This is a genomic window from Myxococcus sp. CA005, assembly GCF_006518205.1.
GTDB classification, from domain to species: domain Bacteria; phylum Myxococcota; class Myxococcia; order Myxococcales; family Myxococcaceae; genus Myxococcus; species Myxococcus xanthus.
In genome coordinates this window covers 54,526-68,532 of sequence record NZ_SRLV01000019.1, presented here as the reverse complement: position 1 = coordinate 68,532, position 14,007 = coordinate 54,526, and the positions used below count along the sequence as shown (strand labels likewise).

General features: G+C 70.3%; 1 protein-coding gene (only partly in view). It reads right to left on the bottom strand.

The window, feature by feature from the left end; genetic code table 11:
- Positions 1-14,007: the start of a hybrid non-ribosomal peptide synthetase/type I polyketide synthase gene (locus tag FMQ63_RS11270; protein ID WP_011553792.1), read on the bottom strand. Its footprint begins 28,818 nt before the window's first position; 14,007 of the gene's 42,825 nt are visible here — the first part of the coding sequence; it begins with the start codon at positions 14,005-14,007; the stop codon falls past the left edge of the window.

Below are 14,007 nucleotides of genomic sequence, written 5' to 3'. Positions count from 1 at the left end.
GGTGAGGTCGAGCCGGGCCGTTTCCGTGGCGGACCTCAACGGCTCCACCCGCATGCCCGCCAGCGCAGGCAGCTGCATGGGCGAGTTCTGCAAGGCGAACATCACCTGGATGAGCGGCGACTTGCCGCCGCCGCGCTCGACCCCCATGGCCTCCACCAGCCGGTCGAAGGGCACGTCCTGGCGCACGTAGGCCGCCAGCGCCTCCTCGCGCACGCGAGACACCAGCTCCGCGAAGGTCGGCGCGCCCTCCAGCCGGGCCCGCAGGGCCAGCGTGTTGACGAAGAAGCCGATCAACGGCTCCAGCTCGGACTGCGTGCGGTGGGCAATGGGGCTGCCCACGCAGAAGTCTTGCTGTCCCGAGTAGCGGGAGACCAGGACCTCGTACGCGGCCAGCAGCACCATGAAGAGCGTGGCCCCCTGGTCGCGAGCCACCTTCTCCAGGGACTGCACGAGCTCCGGCGACACCGTGAAGAACTGGCTCGAGCCACGAACGGTACGGACCGCGGGCCGGCTCAGGTCACCGATCAACTCCAGCGCGGGGACGCCCTGGAGATGGCTGCGCAGCTCGGTCAGTTGGGTCTGGATGCCATCGTGCAGCACCCACTGGCGCTGCCACGCGGCGAAGTCCGCGTACTGGACGGCCAGGGGCGGCAGGGGAGACGGTTTGCCTTCGCTGAACGCCGCGTAGAGGGCGGAGACCTCGCGCACCAGCACCCCCAAGGACCAGCCGTCCGAGACGATGTGGTGCACGCACAGCAGCAGCACATACGCGTCCGCATCCAGACGGAGCAGCACCGACCGGAACAGCGGCCCGGTGGACAAGTCGAACGGGAAGTGGGCTTCCGCGATCATCCGCTGGCGCACGCGCGCATCACGGGCCGGCCCCACCATTGCGGACAGGTCCTCCACGGGCAGGTCCCACACCGCCGGCGCCGGGTTGACCTGCTGCCTGGGCAGCCCTTCCGTCACGGGGAAGGAGGTACGCAACACCTCATGCCGGGAGACCACCTCGGCGAAGGTGCGCCGCAGCGCGTCCATGTCCAGTGGCCCGAAGAGCTTCAGAGCGAAGGGCACGTTGTAGACGGCATGTCCCTTCTGGAACTGCGACAGGAACCACAGGCGCTGCTGCGCGAAGGACAAGGGCAGCGCCGCATTCCGGGGCACGGGCTCCAGCGGCGGCATCGACGCACGCGACGCCTGCATCATCAGCGCCTCGATGCGTTCCGCCAGGCCCGCGAGCGTGGGCGCCTCGAACAGCGTCCTCAGCGGGACCTCCACGCCAAGCTCCGCGCGGACACGCGTCACCAACTGCGTGGCCAGGAGCGAATGGCCGCCGAGTTCGAAGAAGTCGTCCTGAGGCCGCACGCGTTCGACGCGCAGCACCTCCCGGAACAACGTCGCCAACTGCTGCTGGAGCAGGGGCAGGGCCGCCGTTTGGGTGTCCTCGGCGGGCGACAGGTCCGGTGCCGGGAGCGCCTTGCGGTCCACCTTTCCGTTCGGCGACAGGGGCAGGGTGCTCAGCACCACCACGGCGTTGGGCACCATGTACTCCGGGAGCCGCTGGCGCAGATGCTCCCGGAGGGACGCGGTGTCCACGTCCTCCGGTGTCACGTAGGCCACCAGCCGCCGGTCACCCGGGCTGTCCTCGCGCACCAAGGCAATCGCCGTCTCCACCTCGGAGTGGCTCCGCAGCGCGGTCTCGATCTCCCCCAGCTCGATGCGGAAGCCCCGCAGCTTCACCTGGAAGTCCACGCGGCCCAGGAACTGGAGCGTACCGTCCGCCAGCCAGCGCGCGCGGTCTCCCGACCGGTACAGCCGGGCGCCCGGAGGCCCGAAGGGATTGGGCACGAAGCGCTCGGCGGTCAGCGCGGGCTGTCCCAGGTATCCCCGGGCCAGGCCGTCGCCGCCGATGAACACCTCGCCTGGCACACCCACGGGCGCGGCCCGCATCGCCGGGTCCAGCACGTACACCTGGGTGTTCGCGATGGGCCGGCCAATGGAGACGGAGTCACCCACGGCGTCGCCCGCCGCCATCCGGTGGCATGCGGTGAAGGTGGTGCTCTCCGTGGGGCCGTAGCCGTTCACCAGCCCCACGCCTTGCGCCAGCCGTTCGCGGACCCGAGGCGCCGGGAGCACGTCGCCGCCGGCGAGGAGCTGACGCACCTTGCGCAGGGCTTCCGGTTGGTGCTGCTGCATCTGGTCGAAGAGCGCAGCCGTCAGCCAGAGCACGGAGACGTGGTGCCGCTCCAGGGCCTGTCCCAGCTCGGCCAGGTCCAGCGTCCGCTGGGGATAGAGCACCAGACGAGCCCCGTGCAGCAGCGCGCCCCAGATCTCCAAGGTGGACGCGTCGAAGGCCAACGGTGCCAATTGCAGCACCACCTCCGACGGCCCCAGGTCCACGAAGCGCGACCCGATGAGCAGGCGCACCACGCCCCGGTGCGGAATGGCCACGCCCTTGGGCGTTCCCGTGGAGCCGGAGGTGTAGGTGATGTACGCGAGCTGGTCCGGGCCCACGATCCCGCCCGTCACGGGCGTCGACGGCTGGCGCTCAATCCACGTCCATTCGTCATCCAGGACGATGACGACCTGAGCGCCCGCGGGCAGTTCGTCCTCCAGCGCGGCCTCGGTGAGGATGGCGGCCACGCCCGAGTCTTCGGCCATGAAGGCCAGCCGCTGTGCGGGATACTCGGGATCCAGCGGCACGTAGGCGCAGCCCGCCTTGAGGATGCCCAGCAGGCCCACCAGCAGGTCCAGTCCCCGGTGCAGGAAGACGCCCACGCGCGCCTCCGCGCCCAGGCCCAACGCGTTCAGGTGATGCGCGAGCTGGTTGGAGCGCGTATCCAGCTCCGCGTACGTGAGCGTGCGGCCGTCGTGCTCCACGGCGACGGCATGCGGCGTCTTCAGCGCCTGGGCCGCGAAGAGCGACGGCACGGTCGCATCCACGGGGTAGGCGGCCTGGGTGGCATTCCAGGTCGAGAGGACCTGCTGCCGCTCCCCTGCATCCATCAGGGGCAACTCACTGAGCCGCTGCGCGCCGGCCCCGTCCGCCACCGCGGCCAGGAGCACTCGGAGGTGCTCCACCATCCGTCGAGCGGTGTCCGGAGTGAAGAGCTCCAGGCTGTATTCCAGTTGGCCGTCCAGCGCGCCGCCCCGATCCATCATCGAGAGCGTCAAATCGAAGCGGGACGTGTCCGTCGCGTTCGGCAGCACGTCAATCTGGAGGCCCGGGAGCGATGGTGCCTGAAGCAGGTCCGAGCTCAGGAGCACAAAGAGCGTCTGGAACAGCGGCGTGCGGGACAGGTCGCGCTCGCCGCCCAGGGCGTCCACGAGCTGCTCGAAAGGCACTTCCTGATGGGCGAAGGCCCCCAGCGACTCCTCGCGGACCCGGGTCACGAGTTCGGAGAAGGTCGGGTTGCCGTCCAACCGACACCGCAAGGCCAGCGGATTGACGAAGACGCCAATGAGCCCCTCCAGCTCAGGCCGGCTTCGGGCGGCGACCGTCGTGCCCACCGTGAAGTCCGTCTGACCCGAGTAGCGCGCGAGCAGCGCCTGCCAGCCCGCCATCAGCACCATGTACAAGGTGGCATTGTGGGCCAAGGCCACCCGCTCCAAGCCCGCGACCTGCTCCGCGGGCAGGGAGAAGAAGTACGTGGCGCCCTTGGCGCCATGGACCGCGGGGCGCGCATGGTCGGTGGGCAACTCCAGCGTGGGAGCGCCTTCGAGGCGCGATCGCCACCAGTCCAACTGCGGCGTCAGCGCCGGGTCATCCAGCAGGCGCCGCTGCCATGCTGCGTAGTCCGCGTACTGAACCACCAACGCGGGCAGCGGGGACTCGCGCCCCTGGGCCAGCGCCTCGTACAGCGCGCCGACTTCGCGCACCAGCACGCCCATGGACCAACCGTCCGAGATGATGTGGTGCATGCACAGCAGCAACACATGCGCGTCCGGGCCGGTGCACAGCAGCACCGTGCGCAGCAGCGGGCCCCTCTCCAAATCAAAGGCGCGGTGGGCCTCTTCGCCCATGCGGGCCTGCACGGCCGCGTCACGGGCGATAGGCTCCAGGCCGCTCAAGTCCTCCACAGGCAGCGGCCACTCGGAAGGCACCGGATGGATGCGCTGGGCGGGATGGCCCCCGCGCGTGACGAAGGTGGTGCGCACCGCCTCATGCCGGCGGACGACTTCCAGGAAGGTGCGCCGCAGGGCTTCCACGTCCAGCCGCCCCGTCAGCCGCAGCGCCGCGGGGATGTGGTTGACGGCGAGCCCTGGATGGAGTTGCTCCATGAACCACAGGCGGCGCTGGGCGGACGAGACGTCGAACGTCGCTTCGCCACTGGCGGGCCGGGAGACGGGCTCCAGCGGGAGCCAGGCGCCCGTTCGCGGTGCCGACTCCAGTCGCGCGGCGAGACGCGCCACGGTGGGGGCCTCGAAGAACGTTCGCAGCGGCAGCTCCACACCCAGTCGGGCGCGCAGCCGCGTCACGACCTGGGTGGCCAGCAGCGAATGGCCGCCCAGGAGGAAGAAGTCGTCGTTCAGGCCCACGCGCTCGATGTCGAGCGCTTCGCGGAACAGGGCCGCCAGTTGTTGCTCCAGTTCCGTCCGGGGCGCCACGAAGTCCGACGCCCCCAGACCAAGGTCCGGAGCCGGCAGGGCCTTGCGGTCCACCTTGCCGGTCGGCGTCAACGGGAAGGCGTCCAGTCCGATGAACGCGGACGGGAGCATGTAGTCGGGCAGGTGCTGGTGCAGATACTCGCGCAGCGGGGCCACATCCGGCTGCGGAGGCACGACATACGCCACCAGGCGATTGCTCCCGGAGCCGTCCTCGCGCACCACGACCGTGGCCTCGGCGACGAAGGGATGGGCGCGCAGCACGGCTTCGATTTCACCCAACTCGATGCGGAAGCCGCGCACCTTCACCTGATGGTCCAGGCGGCCCAGGAACTCCAGCACGCCGTCCGGGCGCCAACGGACCCGGTCACCCGTGCGGTACAGCCGGGCGCCTGGGACGGCGCTGAACGGGTGGGGCACGAAGCACTCGGCGGTGAGGTCCGGGCGGTTCAGGTAGCCCCGCGCGAGCCCCGGTCCGCCCAGGCACAGCTCACCCGGCACGCCCACTGGCACGGGGCACAGCGCCGGGTCGAGCACGTAGACCTCGGTGTTGTCGATGGGCCGGCCGATGGGCACGGAGAGCCCCACGGTGTCCCCTGGAGACAGCGTGTACCGGGTGACCATGGTGCTGCATTCCGTCGGCCCGTAGGCGTTGGTCAGGGCTCCGCCCTGCGCCAGCCGCTCCCGCAGCCGAGGCGCCGGAAGCGCTTCGCCGCCCACCATCAGGTTGGGCACGCGCAGCAGCGCCTCGGGTTGGTGCTGCTGCATCAACCCGAAGAGCGACGTTGGGAGGAGGAGCCACGACACCTTGTGCTCGATGATGAGGCGGGCCACTGCGTCCAGCTCGGGCGTCCCGGGCGGGTACACGACGAGCCGGCCACCGTGCAGCAGCGTGCCCCAGAGCTCGACGCTGGAGACGTCGAAGGCCAAGGGAGAGAGCTGAAGGGTGACTTCCTCGGGGGACTGGGTCAGGAAGCGAGTGCCCTCGCTCAGTCTCAACAGGCCCCGGTGCGGAATGGCCACGCCCTTGGGCGTTCCCGTGGAGCCCGAGGTAAAGGTCGCGAACGCCAGCGCATCAGGCAACACCGGAACGGGCACGGCCTCCGTGGACTGGCGGGCGATGTCCGCCGCATCCGCGTCCAACGCCACGACGTGCCAGGGGCCGTCCTTCAGTGAGGGCAACAGCGACTGCCACGTCAGCACCGCGGACAGGCGCGCCGCCGAGGACACGTGCTCCAGGCGCTTCATGGGCCAGGACGGGTCCAACGGCACGTAGCAGCCACCGGCCTTGAGCGCACCGAGCACCCCGATGACCAGCTCCAGCCCGCGGGATCCGCACACACCGATGCGCGCCTCCAGCTCCAGCCCCAGGGACACCAGGTGCCGGGCCAGTTGGTTGGAGCGAGCATCCAGCTCCGCATAGGTAAGCGAGCGACCCTCGAAGGTCACCGCCACGCGCTCCGGCGTCCGCCGGGCCTGCTCCATGAAGCGCTGATGGACGGTGGTGTCCGCGGGGTAGGGAGCGGCCGTGTCGTTCCAGGCCACGAGGACTTCGTCGCGCTCGGCCTCGCTCCACAGCGGCACCGCGCTGATGCGGCGAGCCGCGTCCGCCGAGACGCCACGGAGCAGCCGCTGGAAGTGCTCCACCATGCGGCGCGCGGCGTCCGGGGTGAACAGGTCCAGGCTGTACTCGAGTTCGCCCTCCAGCCGTCCGCCACGCTCCACCAGCAACAGCGTCACATCGAACCGGGCCGTGTCCGTGCCCGTGCGCAGCACGTCGACGACCATGCCCGGCAACGTGGGCGGCTGCATGGGGGCGTTCTGGAGAACGAAGGCAGCCTGGAACAGCGGCGTGCGCGACAGGTCGCGCTGGCCTCCCAGCGCTTCCACCAGCCGGTCGAAGGGAACGTCCTGGTTCGCGAATGCCGCCAGGGACTCCTCGCGGACTCGCGCCACCAGGTCATCGAAACGAGGATCGCCGTCCACGTTCGCGCGCAGCGCCAGGGTGTTGACGAAGAAGCCGATGAGCCCTTCGAGTTCGGGCCGCGTGCGATGGGCCAGCGGTGTGCCCACGCAGAAGTCCGTCTGTCCGGAGTAGCGCGCGAGCAGCGCCTGCCAGCCCGCCATCAGCACCATGAAGAGCGTGGCACCCTGTTCCTGCCCCACGCGCTCCAGCCCGGCCACCAGGGAGGGTGGCATCGTGAACGCATGAGTGGCACCTCGCAGCGTCCGTACGGCAGGACGCGCGTGGTCAGTGGGCAACTCCAGCGTGGGAGCGCCTTCGAGGCGTGAGCGCCACCAGTCGAGTTGCGGCGCCAGCGCCGGGCCTTCCAGTACGCGCCGCTGCCACGCGGCGTAATCCGCGTACTGCACCGACAACGCGGGCAGCGCGGCCTCGTGCCCCTGAGACAGCGCCTCGTAGAGCGCGGCCACTTCCCGCACGAGCACGCCCATGGACCAGCCATCCGAGACGATGTGGTGCATGCACAGCAGCAGCACATGCGCGTCCGCGCCGGTGCGCAGCAGCACCGTGCGCAGCAGCGGACCCTTCTCCAAGTCGAAGGCGCGGTGGGCCTCTTCGGCCATCCGGGCCTGCACGGCCGCGTCACGGGCGATAGGCTCCAGGCCGCGCAGGTCCTCCTCGGGCAGCGGCCATTCAGCCGGCGCCGGGTGGATGCGCTGGGCGGGCTGGCCCTCGCGCGTGACAAAGGTGGTGCGCACCGCTTCGTGACGGCGGACCACTTCCAGGAAAGTGCGCCGCAGGGCCTCCACATCCAACGGTCCCGTCAGCCGCAGGGCCGCGGGAAGGTTGTAGGCGGCCTGCCCGGGGTGCAGTTGCTCCAGGAACCAGAGCCGTTGCTGCGCGAAGGACGCCGCCAGTCCTTCGTCAGCGGACGGACCGCGCTCCAGCGGGACCAGTGCCGGGACACCCGGTGCGTCGGCCAGTTGGACCTGCGATTCGATGCGCTCCGCCAGACGGGCCACGGTGGGTGCGTCGAACAGGGTCCGCAGCGAGATCTCCGTGTTGAGCTGCGCGCGCACGCGCACGACCACCTGCGTGGCCAGCAGGGAGTGTCCCCCCAGCGCGAAGAAGTCATCGTTCGCGCCGACTCGGGACTGGCCCAGAATCTCACCGAAGATGCGCGCCACCTTCTCCTCGGTGGGCGTCCGGGGCGCGATGAAGGCATCCGCGGCGCCCAGGCGCTCGGCCTCCGGTGCGGGCAGTGCCTTGCGGTCGACCTTGCCATTGGGAGACAAGGGCAGGGCGGGCAGCACCACGAAGGCGGAGGGCACCATGTGCGGCGGCAGCTTGTCCGCCAGCGCGTCGCGGAGACGGCTCACCGCCTGTGCACTCCGAGCCCCGCGCAGCGGATCGCTGGCAAGGCCATCCCAGGAGGTGACCTGCTTTGGTTCGGGGGACAGGTCGAGCGTGCCCACCTCATCGGGGTGCGCGAACACCACGTCCAGCGCACCATCCCGGTGCGCGGAGGCCCAGCTCACCCGGACCTCGTAGCCGAGCTCCGAGCCCAGAACGTACAGGTCCTCCGGCTCCACGCCGCGGGGCCCCGACCAGTCATGCAGGGCCTCGCGAAGCCTCGCCACCGTGGGCGGGGGCGTGGCGGACAGCAGTTCAACGAGCCGGGTGGGTTCCAGGACTCGCGCGTTGGGGAGCCCCCGCACGGCCAGCAGTCCGGGCCGGGCGCTCAGTTGTTCGCGCAGTCCGTCCAGGGTGAGTCCGGCGCCGTCCACCCAGTCCGGCTTCGTGCGCCGGGCGGGAGTCCTGGCGGCGTCGCCGACGTGGAGGATGACCTCGTAGCGGAAGCGGCTGAGCTCGTTGTCGTAGCGCCCGTGCTTCGGCAGCACCTCCACGCGCTGGATGCCCGGGATGCGCTCTGGCAGAGCGGTGAAGAAGGCAGGGGAGAGGACCAGTTCCTTCTCCGCCAGGATGTCGCGCTGAACACGGTAGGCGAACTGGGACGTGGCCCCGGGGCCCGCGGTCCGGTGGAGGCGCACCGAGGCACGGAAGGCTTCGAGCAGCTCCAGGCTCCGCACGTCGCCCAGGAACACCCGGCCCCCTGGCTTCAGGACGCGCACGGCCCCGCGAAGCACGTCGAGCAGGAACTCAGGACTGGAGAAGTACTGGACGACTGAGTTGATGACGACTGTGTCGAACGAGCCCGGCTCCAGGGCCGAGAAGTCGTCCACGCTCTGGTGCAGCAGGTGCACGGAATCCAGAGCGCCGCCCATGCGCTCACGCTGGCGCTCGATGCGGTCCAGGGCGGGCCGGGCGAAATCGACGCCCCAGTAGGCCTCGCAGCGAGGCGCCAGCCGGTACAGGAGGAGGCCGGTGCCGCACCCCAGCTCCAGCACCCGCTTGGGCTGGAAGCTGAGGATCTGCGCCACGGTGGTGTCCACCCACTCACGCATCTGCGCGGGCGGAAGCGACTCGCCGGTGTAGCTGTCCTCCCAGCCGACGATGTTGAAGGTCGGGTCTTCGCTCTCCGTCGTCTCGCGTGCGTAGGCCTCGTCGTAGATGGCCTGCCACTGGGAGGACGCGTCGACCTCCTGCGCTGCCGCCGCATCGTCCAGGACGACGTAGGCCACCAGCCGCTGGTCACCCGTCGAATCCTCACGAGCCAGCACCACGGAGTCGTGGACGGCCGGGTCCGCGGCAAGCGCGGCCTCGATTTCACCCAGCTCGATGCGGAAGCCGCGCAGCTTCACCTGGAAGTCGGCCCGGCCCAGATACTCCAGCGTGCCGTCCGGCAACCACCGCGCCACGTCTCCGGTTCGGTACAGGCGCGCGCCCGGAATGCCGCTGAAGGCGTCGGGGATGAATCGCTCCGCCGTCAACTGCGGCCGCTGCCAGTACCCGCGTCCCACCTGCACGCCGCCAATGTGCAGCTCGCCCGGAATGCCCACCGGCGCCGGCTGCCCGTGCACGTCCAGCACGTACAGCACTGTGTTCGCCACCGGCCGGCCAATGGGCACCCGGTGGAAGTCCTCTCCACGCGGGCAGGGCCAGTACGTGACGTCTACTGCTGCCTCTGTCGGGCCGTAGAGGTTGTGCACGCGCACCGGGGCGGGCAGCCGCGCGTACGCCTTCTTCACCAACTCCGCGCTCAACGCCTCGCCGCTGCACACCACCCGCCGCAGGCTTCCCAGTCCCTCCAGCCCGGGCTCCTCCACGAAGGCGCGCAGCATGGACGGCACGAAGTGCACCGTCGTCACGCCCTCCGCCTTCATCAGCTTCACCAGGTACGCCGGCTCCTGGTGTCCTCCAGGCCGCGCCACCACCAGCTTCGCCCCCGCCAGCAGCGGCCAGAAGAACTCCCACACCGACACGTCGAAGCTGAAGGGCGTCTTCTGCAGCACCACGTCCGTGCCGCTAAGCCCGTACTCCTCCTGCATCCACTTCAACCGGTTGACGACGCCTTCGTGCGCATTCATCGCCCCCTTCGGACGCCCCGTGCTTCCTGAGGTGAAGATGACGTACGCCAGCGCCTGGGGGCCCACCTGCACCGCCGGCTTCGTCACCGGCTGCTTCGCCACTTCTCCCGCTGCACTGTCCAGGCACACGACTCGCGCGGCGCTGGGCGGCAGCACCGTCTTCCACTTCTCGTGCGTCAGCAGCACCGATGCCCCGGTGTCCTCCAGCATCCACCCCAGACGCTCCTTCGGGTACGCCGGGTCCACCGGCACGTAGGCAGCGCCCGCCTTCAGCACGCCCAGCAGCGCCACCACCATGTCCACCGAGCGCTCCAGGCACACGCCCACCAGCGACTCTGGGGCCACGCCCAGGCCACGCAGGTGGTGCGCCAACTTGTTGGCCTTCGCGTCCAGCTCCCGGTACGTCAGCCGCTCCGACTCGAACGCCACCGCCACCGCGTCCGGCGTGCGCTCGACTTGCGCTTCGATGAGGTCCGTCAGCGTGCCGAACGGAGGCGCTTCAACGCGGGGATTCCAGCCGTGGAGCGCGTGCTGCCGATCGGCCTCGCTCATCAACGGCAGGGTGGTCAGCGGCGCCTCCGGCGCATCCACCATTCCGCGAATCACGTGCTCCAGATGGCTCAGGAGCCGGTCCGCTGTCTCCGCATCGAACAGGTCCGCGGAGTACTTGCAGCCAATCAGCAGGCCTTCAGGACGGTGCGTCGCCTCGAAGGTCATGTCCAGCTCTGCCGTGTGGTTGTCCACCAGGGACACGTCGAGCGTCAGCCCGCCGCGAACGGACAACGCGCGCGGCAGCTCGTAGTCGTCAAGGATGAACCCCACGTTGTACAGCTCGCGCCGCTCCGCCCCAGGCAGTTGCACGGCCGCGAGAATCTGCTCGAACGGCACGTACCCATGCGCGAGCGCCCCCAGCATCCGCGACTTCACCTCGGAGAGCATGTCCGCGGACGTCGCGGCTTCGGACAGGCGGACCCGCAACGGGATGAAGTTGGTGCAGTCGCCCATCAGCTCGCGAGTGCCCGCCGCGTCACGGCCGGAGATGACGGTGCCCACGACGAAGTCGGACTGGCCGCTCCAGCGGTGCAGCACCGTGGCCAGCGCGGACATCACGCTCATGAACGGCGTGGCGCCCTGGCGCCGTCCCAGCGCATGCAGCCGGGCCATGAGAGACGCGGGCAGCAGGCGCAGGCGACGAGCACCGTGGACGGACAACCGCTGCGGCCGAGACCGGTCGGTGGGCAGGGCCAGCAACTGGGGCGCGCCGGCCAGCGTCTCCTTCCACCACATCAGCTCCGTGGTGAGCGCATCCGGCGTGAAGTACGCGCGCTGCCACGCGGCGAAGTCTCCATACTGGAACTCCGGCTCCGCCAACGGCGACGGCCGTCCCTCCACGAACGCGCCGTAAAGGGCCGCCAGCTCGCGCATGAACAGCGCGACGGACGTGCCGTCCACCACCAGGTGGTGCAGGACGGTCAGCAGGACGTGGTCCTCCGGGCCGAAGCGCAGCAGGGAGCACCGCACCAGCGGGCCTGCCTCCAGGTCCATGGGGTGTTGCGCATCGAGCACTGCCTGGGCTTCGAGCGTCGCCTGCCGCGCGTCACCCCTCACGCCCATGAAGTCCAGGCACGGCAGGGAGACGGGGCCCGCCGCCTGCACGCGCTGAAGCAGCGCGCCATCGCGGGACGCGAAGCGGGTGCGCAGCACCTCGTGCCGGCGCAGCACCTCCGACAGGGCCCGTTCCAGCGCCGCCACGTCGAGCGTCCCGCGCAGCGTCAGCGCCACCGGAATCTGGTTCGACGTCCAGGATGGATCCAGTTGGAGGAGGTACCACAGCCGCTCCTGCGTGAAGGACGCGGGGGTGGGCGCGTCACCCGCGGGACGGCGCTGGAGCGGGGGCAACCGGCGCCCCGTGCCCTCCGCGGACACGGACTCCGCCAGCGACCGCAGACTCAGGTCCTGCAACAGCGCGGCGATGGAGACGCGCACCCCCAGCCGCTTCTCCACGCGGCCTTGGAGGTCGGCGGCCCCCAGCGAGTCCAGGCCCAGCAACGTCAGCGGCGTGCTGGCGTCCTGTCCAACGGCCTCGGCGCCGAGCACCGCCACCAGTTCCTCACGCAGCGCCGTCTCCAGTTCCTCCTGGGAGAGCGCGGGCTGGATGGCCGGAGCGGGCGCGGGCAGGGACGCGGGCCCCGAGATGACACCCGTCCCGCTGCGCCACACGATGGGCAGCTCGCCGGACACCAGGGCGGCACGGCAGGCGAAGCGCTGGATCTTCCCGCTCGACGTCTTCATCACCGAGCCCGGCGGCAGCAGCGCCAGTGTGTGCGGCTGGACCTGAAGCTCCGCGACAATGGCCTTCCGCAGCGTGTCCGCCACGGCGCCCAGCGCGGCCGGGTCCGCGCCCTCCGCCACGTCTCGCGACACCTCCGCGACCACCGCCAGGGCCTCGCCCTCTGGAGTCTCGATGGCGAACGCCGCGATGCAGCCTGGACGCACCTTGCGGTGGGCCCGCTCCACGATGCTCTCCACGTCCTGCGGATACAGGTTCCGGCCCCGCAGGATGATGAGGTCCTTGCGCCGGCCGGTGACGATGAGCTGCCCGTCCTCCAGCAGCAGCCCCAGGTCGCCGGTGCGCAGGTACTTCGGACCGGCCTCAGCCCCCACCGGGACCGCCTGGAAGATGTCCACGCTGTCCTCGGGCTTGCGCCAGTAGCCCTGCGCGACGCTTCCACCGGAGACCCAGATTTCGCCCACCTGACCCGGCGCACATGGCACGCGCGACTCCGGGTCCACGATCAGCAGCCGCTGCTCGGCCAACGTGGAGCCGCAACCGATATGGGGCCTCGAACCTTCGGAGCCGGGCTCGACGCGGACCGCCTGCCCTCGGCCGAGCGCGGCGTCCTGCAGGACGTGCACCCGCGGCACGCGGCCCTTCTCCTCACCCGTGACGATGAGCGTGCCTTCGGCCAGGCCGTAGCAGGGGTAGAAGGCCTCACGGCGGAACCCGCTGGGCGCGAACACCTCCGCGAAGCGATCCAACGTGGCGGCGCGAATGGGCTCCGCGCCGCAGAAGGCCACGTCCCAGGCCCGCAGGTCGAGCGCCTGGATGTCCTCGGGCGTGGCCCGCCGCGCGCACAGCTCGAACGCGAAGTTGGGTCCACCGCTGATGGTGCCGCCATACCGGGACACGGCCTCCAGCCAGCGCATGGGCCGCTGGAGGAAGGACATGGGCGACATGAGCGTCACGGGGAAGCCCGCGAACAGCGGCTGGAGGATGCCTCCGATGAGGCCCATGTCGTGGTACGGCGGCAGCCAGATGACGCCCGAGCTTTGCGGCCCCGTCTGGAAGGCGCCGGCAATCAGCCCCAGGTTGTGAATCAGGTTCGCGTGGCTGAGCATCACGCCCTTGGGCGTGCCCGTGGAGCCAGACGTGTACTGGAGGAACGCCAGCGTATCCGGGCTCACCTGGGGCTCAATCCACGACGACTCCCCGCCCGCGGGCAGCTCATCCGTCGCCAGCCACTTCAGCGCCCGGAAGTCCGGCGCCTGTTCGAAGACGAAGTCCGCGAGTGAGAGGATGCCGGACGTGGTGAGCACCACCGTGGCCTCGGCGTCCTGGATGATGGCGCGAAGGCGGGGCAGGGTGCGCTCCAGCCGCACCGGGTCCGGCGGATAGGCGGGCACCGCCACCGCCCCCGCGTAGAGGCAGCCGAAGAAGCCCGCCACGTAGTCCAGCCCCGGCGGGTACAACAGCAACACACGCTGGCCCTGCGCGCCCTGTGCCTGCAACAGCGCGCCGATGCGCGCCGCCTGCGCGTGAAGCTCCCTCGCGCTCAGGGAGGCTTCCTCACCTTCTGAATCGCCGAGAAAGGCGTACTGTTTCCGGTGCGCCGTCTCGCTGAAGGCGCGTTGGGTCAGGACTTCGAGGAGGGTTCGCGGAGTCTCGTGCAT